We start from the raw sequence: 14,484 nt of genomic DNA on the forward strand, positions 1-14,484 counted from the left end.
AAGCGTCACCACCAACGGTGGTGACCTACCGAAAGGAGAAAGGCCGCGCGAGCGCGGCCTTTCCGGTTGCCTTATTTCAGCGCCTTGAAGCGCAGGCGCTTCGGCGCAGCGTCGTCGCCCATGCGGCGGCGCTTGTCTTCTTCGTACTCGCGGTAGTTGCCCTGGAAGAACTCCACGTGCGAGTCGCCTTCGAACGCCAGGATGTGGGTCGCGATGCGATCCAGGAACCAGCGGTCATGCGAGATGACGAAGGTGTTGCCGGGGAACTCCAGCAGCGCATCTTCCAGCGCACGCAGGGTTTCGATGTCCAGATCGTTGGACGGTTCGTCGAGCAGCAGCACGTTGCCACCCTGCAGCAGGGTCTTGGCCATGTGCAGGCGGCCACGCTCACCACCGGACAGCGAACCGACCATCTTCTGCTGGTCCTGGCCCTTGAAGTTGAAGCGGCCGATGTAGGCGCGCGACTGGATCTCGATGCCGTTGATGTTGAGGATGTCCAGGCCGCCCGCGATTTCCTGGAAGACGTTGTGGTTGCCCTCCAGTGCGTCGCGGCTCTGGTCCACGTAGGACAGCTTCACGGTCGGGCCGACCACGATCTCGCCGGTATCCGGCTTTTCCTGGCCGGTGATCATCTTGAACAGGGTCGACTTACCGGCACCGTTCGGGCCGATGATGCCGACGATGGCGCCGGCCGGCACCAGGAAGCTCAGGTTGTCGAACAGCAGGCGGTCGCCGAACTTCTTGGAGACGTTCTTGAACTCCATCACCGCGTTGCCCAGGCGCTCGCCCGGCGGGATGAAGATTTCGTTGGTCTCGTTGCGCTTCTGGTAATCGACCGACTGCAGTTCTTCCAGGCGGGCCAGACGGGCCTTGCCCTTGGTGCGGCCACCCTTGGCGTTCTGGCGCGACCACTCCAGTTCCTTCTGGATCGCCTTCTGGCGGGCCTTTTCCTGGTTGTCTTCCTGCTTCAGGCGCTCGTCCTTCTGGGTCAGCCAGTCGGTGTAGTTGCCCTTCCACGGAATGCCGCGGCCGCGGTCCAGTTCCAGGATCCATTCGGCGGCGTTGTCCAGGAAGTAGCGATCGTGGGTGACCGCCACCACGGTGCCGGTGTAGCGCGCCAGGAACTGTTCCAGCCATTCCACCGACTCGGCGTCGAGGTGGTTGGTCGGTTCGTCGAGCAGCAGCATGTCCGGCTTCTGCAGCAGCAGGCGGCACAGGGCCACGCGGCGCTTTTCACCACCGGACAGCTTGCCGACCACGGCATCCCACGGCGGCAGGCGCAGCGCATCGGCGGCCACGTCCAGCTGGTTTTCCAGGGTGTGTGCGTCGCCAGCGGCCAGGATCGCCTCCAGGCGCTCCTGTTCCTTGGCCAGCGCGTCGAAGTCGGCGCCTTCCTCGGCGTAGGCGGCGTACACCGCTTCCAGCGCGGCCTGGGCCTGCAGCACTTCGCCCACGCCTTCCTCCACCGCTTCACGCACGGTCTTGGTCGGGTCCAGCTCCGGTTCCTGCGCCAGGTAGCCGACCTTGATGCCCGGCTGCGGGCGGGCTTCGCCCTCGAAATCGGTGTCCACGCCGGCCATGATCTTCAGCACGGTGGACTTGCCGGCGCCGTTCAGGCCCAGCAGGCCGATCTTCGCGCCCGGGAAGAAGGACAGCGAGATGTCCTTGATGATCTGCCGCTTGGGCGGGACCACCTTGGACACGCGGTTCATGGTGTAGATGTATTGCGAGGACATGCGGTCTCCGTAGGCGCGGCCCTGCGCCCGGTCCGTCACGGGAAGATCCCGTTGCGGCAGCGGGCACAGACTGAAATGGAATACCGCCAATTATAGCCGGAACCGGTTCCGGGCCGCGCCCGGGAAGGGGGCGCCGGGCTGGCCGCCGCCTGAATACTGCGTCACAGTCCTGCAACGGGAAGCGTTTCCAGCCGGAAACGGTTCAGATCGGTTGCGCAATATGGGCTCACCACCCACCCGAGCAGAGGTCTGACATGCGCATCAATCGAGTAATGGCCAGTGCCGTGGCCTCTGTGCTGGCGCTGGGCGCCGTGGCCCCGGCGTTCGCCGACAACGACCATCGCCGCAACCACGACCGCCGCGAATGGCGCGAGGATCGCCGTGAGTGGCGCCACGACCGCCGTGACTGGGAGCGCGACCGCCGCGAGGCCCGGCGCGACTACCGCCAGGATCGCCGCGAGTGGCACCGTGATCATGACCGCTACTACCGCCCGGCACCGCCGCGTGTGGTGTACCGCCCGGCCTATGGCCCGGGCTATGGCTGGAAGGTCGGCCATCGCTACCGCGACTATTACCGCGGCCCGATCTATGTGGTGAACGACTACCCGCGCTATCACCTGCGTCGCCCGCCCTACGGGCACCACTGGATCCGCGATGACCGCGGCAACATGCTGCTGGTTGCCATCGCCACCGGTGTGATCGCCCAGTACGTGCTCAGCAACCGCTGAGTCGGCGGTCATATCCGCGCATGGCGTGGATCTACCGGCACGGCGGGGCAGCGCAATCGAAACCATACGGGGCCGGATTCCTTCGGGGATGCCGGCCCCGTCCGTTTCGGCCCCAGCAGGCCGGTGCGGGGCTACAATCGGGGGCTGAGCCGTACCCCCTTTTCCCTGCCTGCTGGAGTACCCGATGTTCCCGCGTGACGTCCGCATCGAATCCTACGATCCCGAACTGGCCAAGGCCATCGCCGCTGAAACCCAGCGCCAGGAAGACCACGTCGAGCTGATCGCCAGCGAGAACTACACCAGCCCGGCGGTGATGGAAGCGCAGGGCAGCCAGCTGACCAACAAGTACGCCGAAGGCTACCCGGGCAAGCGCTACTACGGTGGCTGCGAATACGTGGACATCGCCGAGCAGCTTGCGATCGACCGCCTCAAGCAGCTGTTCGGCGCGGACTACGCCAACGTGCAGCCGCACAGCGGTTCGCAGGCCAATCAGGCCGTGTACTTCGCCCTGCTGCAGCCGGGTGACACCATCCTCGGCATGAGCCTGGCCCACGGCGGCCACCTCACCCACGGTGCCAAGGTCAACGCCTCGGGCAAGCTGTTCAACGCCGTGCAGTACGGCGTGAACGACCAGGGCCTGATCGATTACGACGAAGTCGAGCGCCTGGCCCTGGAGCACAAGCCGAAGATGGTCGTGGCCGGTTTCTCGGCCTACTCGCAGGTGATCGACTGGGCGCGCTTCCGCGCCATCGCCGACAAGGTCGGTGCCTACCTGTTCGTGGACATGGCCCACGTTGCCGGCCTGGTCGCCGCAGGCGTGTACCCCAGCCCGCTGGAGCACGCCCACGTGGTCACCTCCACCACCCACAAGACCCTGCGCGGCCCGCGCGGCGGCATCATCGTCGCCAAGGGCGCCGACGAAGACCTGGTCAAGAAGCTGCAGTCGATCGTGTTCCCGGGCATCCAGGGTGGTCCGCTGATGCACGTCATCGCCGGCAAGGCTGTGGCCTTCAAGGAAGCGCTGGAACCGGGCTTCAAGGCCTACCAGCAGCAGGTGGTGAAGAACGCCCAGGCGATGGCCAACACGCTCATCGCGCGCGGCTACAAGATCGTCTCCGGTGGCACCCAGAACCACCTGATGCTGGTGGACATGATCGGCAAGGACGTGTCCGGCAAGGACGCGGAAGCGGCGCTGGGCAAGGCGCACATCACCGTCAACAAGAACTCGGTGCCGAACGACCCGCGTTCGCCGTTCGTGACCTCGGGCCTGCGCCTGGGTACCCCGGCGGTGACCACCCGTGGTTACGTTGAACAGGACTGCGTGGACCTGGCCAACTGGATCGCCGACGTGCTCGACGCGCCGAACGATGACGCCGTGATCGCCCGCGTGCGCGACGCCGTCAGCGCGCAGTGCCGCAAGTACCCGGTCTACGGCTGACCGGGGAGTGGGGTCGGATCCCTTCCCGCAGGGAAGGGCTCTGACCCCAGCATTGGAGTAACCGCGCATGGATGAGCGCCACCTCAAGTATCTGTACACCGCCCTGGCGGTGCTGCTTGGCCTGCCCAGCCTGGTGATGGGCGGCGCGGCAGCGACCATGCTGCTGCTGATGGGGCTGGGCCAGTTCGGTCATGGCACGCTGGCCTCGGTGACGGTGATGCCGCTGTGGGGCCTGGCCGGCATTGCCGGCTGCCTGGCCTGGTTGTGGCTCAGTGCGGGTTTTCTGATGCAGGGGCGTGCCGGGCTGCACGTGCACCGTCTCTGGTGGTGGATGCTGCTGGCGGGCGGTCTCGCCGCCTTGCCCCCGCTGGGGCTGGCGCTGTGGTGGGGCGTCACCGTGCACGCCGAAGGCATCACCCTGTTGCTGCTGGGCCCGTCGATGCTGGTGCCGGCTGCGATGCTGGTGTGGATCAAACGCCGCGCATGACGTGGCCCATGGAAGGAAATCGAACGCATGGATGAGCGTCTGCACAAACGCTGGATGGCGATCGCCGGCCTGCTGGCAGGCCTGCCCACCGTGGCAGCAGGCGGCACGGGTGCTGTGCTGGGGCTGATGGTCGTATGGGATGGCAAGTACCTGACAGGCGACGAGCACACACTGTTGCTGCTGTGGTCGACCGCCGGAATCATCGGCCTGCTGTCGTGGTTGTGGCTGAGCGGCCTGTTCCTGTGGCGTGGCCTTGTCGGCCTGCGCGATTCCCCGGTTGTCGCCTGGGTGGGGTTGGCGCTGGGGGGGCTGGCCGCATTGGCCGTGGTTGCCGCCACGCTGTACTTCACCTTCAAGCACGGGGAGATCTCGACATTGGCCTTCCTCGGCTTTGGCCCACCGTTGCTGGTGATGGCCGGGCACCTGGTATGGCTGCGCTGGGCACGCGCGGCCTCGGCGCCACCGGCACCCGGTTGAGCGCACAGCCCTGACCGCGCTGGAGGCTCTGTTCGGCCGAAATGCAGGCACTTCCGCGCAGACAGCATTTGCTGCGGGGCCCTTTCTCAGGTACCTTTGCGACGCTGCCATGACCGTGGCAATAGGTACTTCCCTGAGCCAGGCGTTCCATGCATTGCCCCTTCTGCCAACATGCCGATACCCGGGTCATCGACTCGCGCGTCTCCGAAGACGGCGCGACGATCCGTCGTCGGCGTGAATGCGAAGCCTGCGGCGAGCGCTTCAGCACCATGGAAACGGTCGAGCTGAAGCTGCCGGCCATCGTCAAGAGCGATGGCACCCGCGAGGCGTTCGACCAGCGCAAGGTCCGCGCTGGCTTCGACCGCGCGCTGCAGAAGCGTGCGGTGGCCGAAGACAAGATCGAAGCGGCGGTACGCGCCGTGGTCCACCAGCTGCGCATCAGCGGAGAGCGCGAAGTGCCTTCGATCAAGGTCGGCGAGTTCGTCATGAACGAACTGCGCAAGCTCGACCACGTCGGCTATGTGCGCTTCGCATCTGTCTACCGCAGCTTCGAGGACGTGGCCGATTTCCGCGAGGAGATCGAGAAGCTGGAACGCGACCTGCCGTCCAGCACCGAACAGCTGCAGCTGCTGGGCGACGTGATTGCCCTGACCAAGAAGAAGAAGGGCTGACCGCCTTTTCCCTGGTAGATGCCAACCTTGGTTGGCACTGATGGCATGGATGCACACCGGCGGCGTTACCATGGCCGCATGACCACCCCGTTCTCCGTCCTCGACCACCTGCACATGGCCAACGCACTGCGCCTGGCCGAGCGTGCCGCCTACACCACCCGCCCCAACCCGATGGTCGGCTGCGTGATCGCCCATGGCGAACGCGTGGTCGGGCAGGGCTGGCACCAGCGCGCCGGTGGCCCGCATGCTGAAGTGTTCGCGCTGCGCGAGGCCGGCAGCGACGCCCGTGGCGCCACCGCCTACGTCACCCTGGAACCCTGCGCGCACTACGGGCGCACACCACCGTGTGCGCTTGCACTGATCGAAGCGGGCGTGTCGCGTGTGGTCGCGGCGATGCGCGATCCGTTCCCCAAGGTCGATGGCGGTGGCTTCGATCTGCTGCGCAATGCAGGCATCGACGTCGCCGAAGGGCTGATGGCGGCACAGGCGCGCGAGCTCAACAAGGGTTACCTGTCGCGCGTGGAGCGCAACCGCCCGTGGCTGCGGGTGAAGCTGGCCGCCAGCCTGGATGGCCGTACCGCGATGGCCGATGGCAGCTCCAAGTGGATTACCGGTCCGGCCGCGCGCGAAGACGTGCAGCACTGGCGCGCACGTGCGGGTGCGATCCTGACCGGCGCCGACACCGTGCTGGCCGACGACCCGATGCTGACCGTGCGCCTGGCCGATACCGAGGTGATGCCACCGCTGCGCGTGGTGCTCGATTCACGCCTGCGCTCGCTGGAATGCAGCCGTGTGCGCGAGGGTGGGGCGCCGACCTTGTACCTGCATGGCACAGCAGTAAGCGCACCGGATGCGGCCGACGCCGAATTTGCCAGCGCACCCTGCGTTGATGGGCGGTTGGACCTGGGCGCGGTACTGGCACTGCTGGCCGAACGTGGCATCAACGAAGTGCATACCGAAGCCGGCGCGACGCTGGCCGGTGCCTTGCTGCGCGGCGGCTGGGTGGACGAACTGCTGCTGTATCAGGCGCCCACGCTGCTGGGCGATAACGGTCGTCCGCTGCTGGCCGGCCTCGGCATCGAGGCGATGGACCAGCAGCGGCGGCTGCACGTGGTGGATCAGCGGCAGGTGGGTGAGGACATCCGCTTGTTGCTGCGGTCGTAGCGCAATGACATGCGCCGGGCATTGTCCGGCGCATGTCGTGGGATGGAACCGCCGGGCATGGCCCGGCGCTACCGCTTACCACCTCACGCGCATTCGTCGGTCCACATCATCTCGGCGATCGGGCGCAGTGCCTTGCACTCCTGCGTCATCTCCTCGGCCGACTGCACCTGCGCCTTGGCCTTCAGTTCCTCGGCCATCGCATCCACGCCGCTGATCTGGTCCGGCGCGATCTTCGCCACGCAGGCGCGGTGCTGCTGCAGCAGCAGGTCGCAGCCCGGTATGCCGGTCACCTTCGGCGCGCTGGCCGCCTGTGCATCCTGCATCCAGTCCTCGAACGGCGCCAGCGCACCGGCTACGGTGCCCACCAGATCATCGAAATTACCGCTGTACCAGTAGCCGTTGTCCTTGGCCGGGTACAGGGTGAAAGTGCCGCTGACCGGCACGCGTGCGCCGCTCTGCAGCGCCTGGGTGTAGGCATCGGTGAACTGCTTGCGCGCGGCCGGGCTGGCGTCAGACGCAAGGCTCGCGGCGAACAGCGGGCGGACCTTGCCCAGGTCGGGCAGCTGGCAGCTGTAGGTGATCCGCGCCAGCTTCTGGTCTTCAACGTATTCGTTGTCTTCGACCACGCTCTTGGTCGCGCGGCACTTCGAATCACGCAGCGCCTTGGCATACAGCGCTTCGGTGGCCGCGGCGTCTGACTTGGCGCCGGTGCTGGCCAGTACCGTCTGCCAGGGTTCGGCCAATGCCTTGGCCAGCGCACCCGGGTTGGGGGTCACGGCGTCCTGGCCTTCGAACGCCGGCTTCAGTGCGTCGTTGAGCGTGCGCGTGGCGGCCGCATCGTCTTCCAGCAGCACGCGTGCGTACAGGTCGAAGGCCTGCTCGGGCGTCAGCTGGGCCGGTGCAGCGCTGGCAATCAGCGGGGCGCACAGCAGCACGCTGGCCAGAAGGGTACGGGTGGTGGTCTTCATGACGGTGTTTTCCTGTTCCAGAGGCGCGCAAGCCTAGCGCATCCAGCGCTACTTTCGATGGCGGCCAGAGGTCACATGGCGGTGTACCCCGGCCAAAAAAACGGGCCCCTTGCGGGGCCCGTTCGATCGCACGACGAGGAGCGATCGTTGGATCAGAAGCTGGCGCGCACGCCGGCCGAGTACTGGGTGACGTCACGGTAGCCGGAGATCTCGCCCACCAGACCCCAGGTCCTGGTGAAGTTGATCTGGCCGCCGACGGTGCCGACCCAGGTGCCCTTGAAGTTGTTGCCGCCGTCCATGTAGCCGGCCTTGGCCCAGGCTTCGGTCATGCGCGACGGCTTGCCGCGGATGCCCAGGGTGGCGCGGCCCAGGTTGGTGTGATCCTTGTAGCGGTCGCTGTAGCCGTCGTAACGGTCGGTCAGTTCAGCGCTCTGGCGCACCCAGGCGATATCGGCGGTGAAGTCCAGGCGGTCGGTCCACGGCATGTGGTAGCCGATGCCCAGCTCCGGCTGGTTCAGTTCCAGCTTCAGCGAGCCGTCGCTGTAATGGTAGGTCTTGCTGGTGCGCGACCAGCCACCGAACACGTAGACCTGTTCGGCGATGGCCACAGAGCCACGCAGGTAGCCGCCGTCGACCTTCGGGTCGTCCAGTGCGTTGTCGTCAACCTTGACCTGCGTCCAACCACCTTCGACGTAGGTGTAGCTCAGGGCGTCGGCCGAAGCCGAGAGCGGGGCGGCGGCCAGCAGGGCGGCCACGATCAGCATCTTGCGCATGGGAATTCCTGTGAATTTCAGTCCTTTGGCGGGCCTGCCCCAGCGGGCTGCCCGTGGCGACCTCATGTCGTCCGGGGTGGAATTTTAATGAAAGTTTTACAAATTGCGAGCGACGGCCGTCACAGCTGTGGCATCCGACCCCGTTCAGCCCGGGCTGGTACACTAGCCACGCCGGTTCGCCGGTACACAAACGTCTTCAGGGCGGGGTGCAATTCCCCACCGGCGGTAGGTGCGCAAGCACGAGCCCGCGAGCGCCCCGGCCCACGGCCGGGGGTCAGCAGATCCGGTCCAATGCCGGAGCCGACGGTCATAGTCCGGATGAAAGAAGACGGTGCCACAGGGCTCATGCCCTGCGCGTGCCTGTTTGCCTTGCGGCGTTTTTCGCTCACTTTTCGCGGAGAACGTTTCTTGTTTACTGGAATCATCGAAGGCGTCGGCCGTCTGGCCGCACGCGAATCCATCGGCGGCGATGTCCGCTTCACCTTCAATGTCGGGAATCTGCCGTTCGACAACGTGCAGATGGGCGAGAGCATTGCCATCAACGGCGTCTGCCTCACCGTCATCGCATTCGACGCCAGCAGCTTCCAGGCCGATGCCTCCACCGAGACCCTGGGCCTGACCACGCTGGGCCAGCTGGGCGAAGGGGCGGTCATCAATCTCGAACGTGCCATGCGCCCGACCGACCGCCTCGGCGGCCATCTGGTCAGCGGACACGTCGACGGCCTCGGCCAGGTGCTGTCCATCCACGAAGACGCGCGTGCCCAGCGTTGGCGTTTCGCCGCGCCGGCCTCGCTGCGCCGCTACATCGCCAAGAAGGGCTCGATCTGCGTGGATGGCGTCAGCCTCACGGTCAACGAAGTGGACGATGAAGGCTTCGAAGTCGCCCTCATTCCGCACACCGTCGCCAACACCGCCTTCTCCGCCGCAGGCGTGGGCAGCGCGGTCAATCTTGAAATCGATCTGGTCGCCCGGTATGTGGAGCGCCTGATCAGTGTGCCGACCAACGGTCAGCACCCACAGGGAGATGTCGCATGAATTTCGCCCCGATTCCGGACATCCTGGAAGACATCCGCCTGGGCCGCATGGTGGTCATCGTCGATGACGAAGACCGCGAGAATGAAGGCGACCTGATCATGGCCGCCGAGCTGGTCAAGGCCAGCGACATCAACTTCATGGTCACCCATGGCCGTGGCCTGGTCTGCCTGCCGTTGAACCGCACCCGCGCCGCCGATCTCGGCCTGGCGCCGATGGTGCAGGCCAATACCGCGCAGTTCCAGACCAATTTCACGGTCAGCATCGAGGCCGCCGAGGGCGTCACCACCGGCATCTCGGCGCATGACCGCGCCCACACCATCCGCACCGCGGTGAAGCCCAACGCCAAGCCGTCGGACCTGCACCAGCCGGGCCACATCTTCCCGCTGATCGCGCAGCCGGGTGGCGTGCTGACCCGCGCCGGCCACACCGAAGCCGCCGTGGACATGGCCATGCTGGCCGGGCTGGAGCCGGCCGGCGTGCTGGTGGAGATCCTGAACCCGGATGGCAGCATGGCGCGCCGCCCGGAGCTGGAAGTGTTCGCCCGCGAGCACGGCCTGAAGATGGGCTCCATCGCCGACCTGATCGCCTACCGCCTGGCCACCGAAAAGACCGTCGAACGCGTGGACGAGCGCGAGATCGAGACCGAATTCGGCCCGTTCAAGCTGGTCACCTACCGCGACCGCATCGCCCACGACCTGCATTTCGCCCTGGTCCGTGGCACGCCGGATGCCGACACCCCCACCCTGGTACGGGTGCAGGTGGAAAACCCGCTGGCCGACCTGCTGCACTGGCGCCGTGATGACTTCGGCGTGGCCGCCACCGATGCCCTGCGTGCGATCGATGCTGAAGGCAGTGGCGTGATGGTGGTGCTGCAGGCCCCGCGTGATGGCGAGGCCCTGCTGGCCCGCCTGCGCCAGCAGCCGGCGCCGGTGGTGCCGGGCAAGGACAAGGACGTGAGCCAGTGGCGCCGCAACGGTGCCGGTGCGCAGATCCTGTCCGACCTGGGCCTGGGCAAGCTGCGCGTGCTGGGCACGCCCCGCCGCCAGATCGGCCTGGCCGGCTACGGCCTGGAAGTGGTGGAGACGGTTACCCCGTAACCCGCCCGCTGCGCTCGCCGGGCATGGCCCGGCGCTACCCCGGCGCCCCCTAATCCGGTAGCGCCGGGCCATGCCCGGCGGGTTCCCCAGGCCCCCGCCAGCCACGGCCGGGGCCCATCCACGCTAGAATTACCCCCTTATCGAGTCCCCCAAGCCGCATATGAGCCACTACGAAGGCGATCTTCGCACTCCCGAATCGGCGCGCTTCGCCATCCTGGCCAGCCGCTGGAACGCCCGCATCACCGATACGCTGGTTGCTGGCGCCCGCCAGAGCCTGGCCGGCAACGGCATCACCGAAGCCAACATCGACGTGATCCGCGTGCCGGGTGCCTGGGAGCTGCCGCTGGTGGCCGCGCGCCTGGCCGCGGCCCATGAACACGCCGCCATCCTCACCCTGGGCTGCGTGATCCGTGGCGATACCCGCCACTACGAACACGTGGCCGACCGCTGCGCCGAAGGCCTGATGCGCGTGCAGCTGGACTTCGGCGTGCCGGTGCTGAACGGCGTGCTGGCGGTGGAACGCGTTGAAGACGCCGAGGCCCGCGCAGGCGGCAGCCACGGCAACAAGGGCGAGGAAGTCGCACTCGCCGCATTGGAAATGGTCAATCTTCTGGAGCAGCTGCCATGAACAAGAACACCCAGGGCAAGCCCTCCGGTAAACCCGTCCGCCGCGATGGCATCGATCCGGTGCTGCGCTCGCGCGCGCGCCGTCGTGCCGTGCAGGCCATCTATGCCTGGCAGATCTCCGGTGGCAACGGCCAGTCGCTGATCGCCCAGTTCGCCCACGAACAGGCCCGCGAAATCGCCGACCTGGCGTACTTCGAAGCGCTGGTGCATGGCGTGCTCGACAACCGTCGCGACATCGACGAAGCCTTCGGCCCGTACCTGGACCGTGGCATCGACGAAGTGGACGCAATCGAACGCGCCGTGCTGCGCCTGGCCGGTTACGAACTGCGTTACCGCCTGGACGTGCCGTACCGCGTGGTGATCAACGAGGCCATCGAATCGGCCAAGCGCTTCGGTTCCGAGCATGGCCACACCTACGTCAACGGCGTGCTGGATCGTGCCGCCGTGGAATGGCGCAAGGTCGAATCGGGTCACTGACCCACCTGTGGTAATGCCGGCCGCTGGCCGGCAACTGCAGGGATTCTGAGGTTGCCGGCCAGCGGCCGGCACTACCGACAACCGCGCGCCGCGCGGCACGTACAACCGCCCCACCGCGCACGGCGCGGCACGTACAAACGCGGGAGCGCCCCATGTCCCTGGCCGAATTCGCCCTCATCGACCGCATCCGCGCCCGCACCGTCGAGCGCGACGACATCGTGCTCGGCATCGGCGACGACGCTGCGCTGCTGCAGCCGCGCCCGAACGAGCAACTGGTGGTCACCGCCGACACGCTCAACAGCGGCGTGCATTTCCCGGCCGAGACCCCGGCGTTCGACATCGGCTGGAAGACGCTGGCCGTCAACCTGTCCGACCTAGCGGCGATGGGCGCGCGCCCGGCCTGGTGCACGCTGGCGCTGTCGCTGCCGGAAGCCTCTGAAGACTGGATCGACGCCTTCGCCGATGGCTTCTTTGCCTTGGCCGATCAGCACGACATCGCGCTGATCGGTGGCGACACCACGCGCGGCGCGTTGTCGCTGTCGGTGACCGCGATGGGCCAGGTCGGGCGCGGCCAGGCGCTGCGTCGCGACCGCGCGCAGGTGGGTGACGACCTCTGGGTGAGCGGCACGCTGGGCGATGCCGCCGGTGCGCTGCGCCTGTGGCAGCAGGGGGCGCTGAGCGTAACCACCGCCACCCTGCTGGCCGACTACGAAAGCCTGCGCCTGCGTCTGCTGCGGCCGACGCCGCGTGTGACCTTGGGCCTGCGTCTGCGTGCTTTCGCGCACGCGGCGGTGGATGTGTCCGATGGCCTGCTGGCCGATCTGGGCCACATCACCACGCGCAGCAACGTGGCCGCGCATGTGGATGCCGATTCGCTGCCGATCTCGCACGCGCTGCGTGAGCTGCTCGGCCGCGACGATGCGCGTGACTGCGCACTGCGCGGTGGCGACGACTACGAACTGTGCTTCACCGCCGCCGCCGACCAGCGCGACGCGCTGCACTACCTGGCTGAATCGCTGGACGTGCCGCTCACCCGAATCGGCCGCATCGCCGAAGGGCAGGGCGTGCATGTGGATGGCGAAGCCGCCGACGGCGGCTACCAGCACTTCGCGTAGCCGCAGCGGTACTGCCCTGGTGGGTGCCAACCCCGGTTGGCACGGATGTGTCAGCCGCCCGTGCCCACACGGTCACGGAGGCACATAGGTGCTGTTCTGGTAGGTGCCAACCTTGGTTGGCACGGATGTGTCGACCAAGGTCGACACCTACCAAAGCGGGGGCGGAGCGGTGCTGCTCTGGTGGGTGCCAACCCTGGTTGGCAAGGATGTGTCGACCAAGGTCGACACCTACCAAAGCGGGGGCGGAGCGGTATTGCTCTGGTAGGTGCCAACCTTGGTTGGCACGGATGTGTCGACCAAGGTCGACATCCACCCAGGTGGACGTGCATCCGCATCGCCCCGTGTTACGCCGCGTGCAACTGCACATCCACATACTCGGCCAGCCCACGGCAGGCCAGCAGCAGTCCTTCGCGCACGTCGTCACCCACCTGCTGATCATCATCGCCTTCCACGCGCACGCGTTCGGTGGCATGCAGCAGTTCCAGCAGCAACGTCAGACCGGCATTGGCGCGGTCGGCACGTGCCATGGCCATGCATTGCCCCGATGTACGGCCCTTGTCTGGCCACGGCTGGCCGTCAGCACCCTCTACGTGGCGGATGCGCTGCAGGCACGCCAGCAAGGTGCTGCTAGAGGGCGCAGTGACGCCGTGTGTGGCACTGAGCGTGGATTCCAGTGCGCGGGCGATGGTCTCGGGCAGCTGGTTGGCAGCTTCACCGAGGGTGGCGAACAGGTAGGGATAGTGCGTGGCAGTCATGGCGGCATCCTTGTGCAAGAAGCAAGGGGCCACCCCGCTTAACAGCGAGGGTGGCGAACGGTGCGTGGTTGCAATACCGGTGGAGGATCTGCAAAAGGCCGGCGGGCACGAGGCCCCCACGCACCGCCCGCCATAGGTGCGCGGACAGAATGTCTGCCGACGCCACGCATAGGGAATGCGCGACGCCGGCAGACAAGCGTAACCAACAGATCCTTCCTACGGGATTGCAAGCCCGTGCCACCCGTTGTCGGTGGCGCCACATGATTTGCATGGAGCGCCAATGCTGCCAATGAGAATTGTTGGAAACTTCGAAAGCGTTGTAAGGATGTGCCAGGTTCTGTTCGCGCGCTTGAGCATACGCAGGCGTGCCAATTGCGACGTTATTCGCCGCGCGCATCGTAGAGTCGAGCTTGCTCGACTGCTTCATCGCAGTGGCCTCTGAATCAATGTCAGTTGCCACACGCAGCGATACCGCTACGCTAGGTCGATGAAAATTCTTCTGATCTCCTTCCTGCTGGCAACCTCACCGGTTGCAATAGAACCCGGCTACAGAATGGGTAGCTACAAGGACAATCCGTCGCCGATGCCAGGCACGCTGAAGGCATTGGGTACGCGATGGGAAATGGACTACAGAACACTACGGCCTGCCTTGTTGAAAGCTGGGTGGGTCGGAACGCAACGCGAGTACTCGCACCGGACCATTCTTGGATTTCCAGAGGTCAATTGTGGCCAAGGCTGGCAGGCGGTCTGCTGGTCCGTGTTCCGCAAAGACGGGCGGGACGTTTCTCTGCTGCTGCATCCCACAGATGACGGCCGCCTTATTCTGATCCACGCAGATTGACGCTTTCGCCATTGTCGAGGCGTCTGTTGACATAAAGGCATTCGTTCACCGGGATGCTGAAGTACTGTCGGCCTGCCAGGGGGGCTCTCTTTATG

16 protein-coding genes and 1 riboswitch are annotated in these 14,484 nt (G+C 66.3%); of the genes, 12 read left to right on the top strand and 4 right to left on the bottom strand.

Features of this window, described 5'->3' with window-relative positions; translation table 11 throughout:
• Positions 1-71: 71 nt before the first annotated feature.
• Positions 72-1,736, bottom strand: a complete 1,665-nt coding sequence (ettA, locus tag GOC52_RS02855) for an energy-dependent translational throttle protein EttA (protein WP_010481992.1) — start codon at positions 1,734-1,736, stop codon at positions 72-74.
• A gap of 254 nt (positions 1,737-1,990) precedes the next feature.
• On the opposite strand from ettA, the gene GOC52_RS02860 reads away from it, so the two are divergent.
• The 6 genes from GOC52_RS02860 (at position 1,991) to ribD (ending at position 6,701) form a co-directional block, all read left to right on the top strand.
• Complete coding sequence (locus tag GOC52_RS02860) at positions 1,991-2,464, top strand: RcnB family protein (RefSeq protein WP_019338039.1); 474 nt, start codon at positions 1,991-1,993, stop codon at positions 2,462-2,464.
• Between the two features lie 184 nt (positions 2,465-2,648).
• Positions 2,649-3,902, top strand: a complete 1,254-nt coding sequence (gene glyA / locus GOC52_RS02865; protein ID WP_010481990.1) for a serine hydroxymethyltransferase — start codon at positions 2,649-2,651, stop codon at positions 3,900-3,902.
• A gap of 67 nt (positions 3,903-3,969) precedes the next feature.
• Complete coding sequence (locus GOC52_RS02870) at positions 3,970-4,389, top strand: hypothetical protein (RefSeq protein WP_043397885.1); 420 nt, start codon at positions 3,970-3,972, stop codon at positions 4,387-4,389.
• A gap of 27 nt (positions 4,390-4,416) precedes the next feature.
• On the top strand, positions 4,417-4,866 hold the full coding sequence (locus tag GOC52_RS02875) for a hypothetical protein (protein WP_043397888.1): 450 nt from the start codon (positions 4,417-4,419) through the stop codon (positions 4,864-4,866).
• A 149-nt stretch (positions 4,867-5,015) separates the two neighbouring features.
• The gene (nrdR, locus tag GOC52_RS02880; protein WP_004143350.1) at positions 5,016-5,537 is read left to right on the top strand and encodes a transcriptional regulator NrdR; all 522 of its coding nucleotides are present in this window, start codon (positions 5,016-5,018) and stop codon (positions 5,535-5,537) included.
• Positions 5,538-5,615: 78 nt separating this feature from the next.
• Complete coding sequence (gene ribD, locus GOC52_RS02885; RefSeq protein ID WP_191850632.1) at positions 5,616-6,701, top strand: bifunctional diaminohydroxyphosphoribosylaminopyrimidine deaminase/5-amino-6-(5-phosphoribosylamino)uracil reductase RibD; 1,086 nt, start codon at positions 5,616-5,618, stop codon at positions 6,699-6,701.
• Positions 6,702-6,784: 83 nt separating this feature from the next.
• Here the strand turns inward: ribD and GOC52_RS02890 are convergent, their stop codons facing one another.
• Positions 6,785-7,669 (bottom strand): hypothetical protein, encoded by an 885-nt coding sequence (locus tag GOC52_RS02890; RefSeq protein ID WP_191850634.1) that lies wholly within the window; start codon positions 7,667-7,669, stop codon positions 6,785-6,787.
• Between the two features lie 152 nt (positions 7,670-7,821).
• Entirely contained in the window at positions 7,822-8,442 is a 621-nt protein-coding gene (locus GOC52_RS02895; RefSeq protein WP_010481980.1) for a hypothetical protein, read from the bottom strand.
• 188 nt (positions 8,443-8,630) lie between these two features.
• Positions 8,631-8,776: riboswitch (FMN riboswitch) on the top strand.
• 74 nt (positions 8,777-8,850) lie between these two features.
• On the opposite strand from GOC52_RS02895, the gene GOC52_RS02900 reads away from it, so the two are divergent.
• The 5 genes from GOC52_RS02900 (at position 8,851) to thiL (ending at position 12,793) form a co-directional block, all read left to right on the top strand.
• Entirely contained in the window at positions 8,851-9,477 is a 627-nt protein-coding gene (locus tag GOC52_RS02900; protein ID WP_191850636.1) for a riboflavin synthase, read from the top strand.
• Entirely contained in the window at positions 9,474-10,574 is a 1,101-nt protein-coding gene (ribB, locus tag GOC52_RS02905; protein WP_159359791.1) for a 3,4-dihydroxy-2-butanone-4-phosphate synthase, read from the top strand. Before GOC52_RS02900 ends, ribB begins: the two co-directional genes overlap by 4 nt.
• Before the next feature lie 160 nt (positions 10,575-10,734).
• Positions 10,735-11,202, top strand: a complete 468-nt coding sequence (ribH, locus tag GOC52_RS02910) for a 6,7-dimethyl-8-ribityllumazine synthase (protein WP_010481977.1) — start codon at positions 10,735-10,737, stop codon at positions 11,200-11,202.
• Complete coding sequence (nusB, locus tag GOC52_RS02915) at positions 11,199-11,678, top strand: transcription antitermination factor NusB (RefSeq protein ID WP_025876637.1); 480 nt, start codon at positions 11,199-11,201, stop codon at positions 11,676-11,678. The genes ribH and nusB overlap by 4 nt, the downstream gene beginning before the upstream one ends.
• Before the next feature lie 152 nt (positions 11,679-11,830).
• The gene (gene thiL / locus GOC52_RS02920; RefSeq protein WP_191850638.1) at positions 11,831-12,793 is read left to right on the top strand and encodes a thiamine-phosphate kinase; all 963 of its coding nucleotides are present in this window, start codon (positions 11,831-11,833) and stop codon (positions 12,791-12,793) included.
• A 344-nt stretch (positions 12,794-13,137) separates the two neighbouring features.
• On the opposite strand, the gene GOC52_RS02925 is transcribed toward thiL, so the two are convergent.
• Positions 13,138-13,548, bottom strand: a complete 411-nt coding sequence (locus GOC52_RS02925) for a hypothetical protein (RefSeq protein ID WP_191850640.1) — start codon at positions 13,546-13,548, stop codon at positions 13,138-13,140.
• A gap of 487 nt (positions 13,549-14,035) precedes the next feature.
• Here GOC52_RS02925 and GOC52_RS02930 point away from each other — a divergent pair, with 487 nt between their 5' ends.
• Complete coding sequence (locus GOC52_RS02930) at positions 14,036-14,389, top strand: hypothetical protein (RefSeq protein ID WP_191850642.1); 354 nt, start codon at positions 14,036-14,038, stop codon at positions 14,387-14,389.
• The last annotated feature ends 95 nt before the right edge of the window (positions 14,390-14,484 follow it).

The organism is Stenotrophomonas sp. SXG-1 (assembly GCF_014083965.1).
Taxonomy (GTDB): domain Bacteria; phylum Pseudomonadota; class Gammaproteobacteria; order Xanthomonadales; family Xanthomonadaceae; genus Stenotrophomonas; species Stenotrophomonas geniculata.

What these genes read in the sequence shown, in the direction of transcription:
- ettA (WP_010481992.1), bottom strand. Translation starts at nt 1,736, where the DNA reads ATGTCCTCGCAATACATCTACACCATGAACCGCGTGTCCAAGGTGGTC.
- GOC52_RS02860 (WP_019338039.1), top strand. Translation starts at nt 1,991, where the DNA reads ATGCGCATCAATCGAGTAATGGCCAGTGCCGTGGCCTCTGTGCTGGCG.
- glyA (WP_010481990.1), top strand. Translation starts at nt 2,649, where the DNA reads ATGTTCCCGCGTGACGTCCGCATCGAATCCTACGATCCCGAACTGGCC.
- GOC52_RS02870 (WP_043397885.1), top strand. Translation starts at nt 3,970, where the DNA reads ATGGATGAGCGCCACCTCAAGTATCTGTACACCGCCCTGGCGGTGCTG.
- GOC52_RS02875 (WP_043397888.1), top strand. Translation starts at nt 4,417, where the DNA reads ATGGATGAGCGTCTGCACAAACGCTGGATGGCGATCGCCGGCCTGCTG.
- nrdR (WP_004143350.1), top strand. Translation starts at nt 5,016, where the DNA reads ATGCATTGCCCCTTCTGCCAACATGCCGATACCCGGGTCATCGACTCG.
- ribD (WP_191850632.1), top strand. Translation starts at nt 5,616, where the DNA reads ATGACCACCCCGTTCTCCGTCCTCGACCACCTGCACATGGCCAACGCA.
- GOC52_RS02890 (WP_191850634.1), bottom strand. Translation starts at nt 7,669, where the DNA reads ATGAAGACCACCACCCGTACCCTTCTGGCCAGCGTGCTGCTGTGCGCC.
- GOC52_RS02895 (WP_010481980.1), bottom strand. Translation starts at nt 8,442, where the DNA reads ATGCGCAAGATGCTGATCGTGGCCGCCCTGCTGGCCGCCGCCCCGCTC.
- ribB (WP_159359791.1), top strand. Translation starts at nt 9,474, where the DNA reads ATGAATTTCGCCCCGATTCCGGACATCCTGGAAGACATCCGCCTGGGC.
- ribH (WP_010481977.1), top strand. Translation starts at nt 10,735, where the DNA reads ATGAGCCACTACGAAGGCGATCTTCGCACTCCCGAATCGGCGCGCTTC.
- nusB (WP_025876637.1), top strand. Translation starts at nt 11,199, where the DNA reads ATGAACAAGAACACCCAGGGCAAGCCCTCCGGTAAACCCGTCCGCCGC.
- thiL (WP_191850638.1), top strand. Translation starts at nt 11,831, where the DNA reads ATGTCCCTGGCCGAATTCGCCCTCATCGACCGCATCCGCGCCCGCACC.
- GOC52_RS02925 (WP_191850640.1), bottom strand. Translation starts at nt 13,548, where the DNA reads ATGACTGCCACGCACTATCCCTACCTGTTCGCCACCCTCGGTGAAGCT.
- GOC52_RS02930 (WP_191850642.1), top strand. Translation starts at nt 14,036, where the DNA reads ATGAAAATTCTTCTGATCTCCTTCCTGCTGGCAACCTCACCGGTTGCA.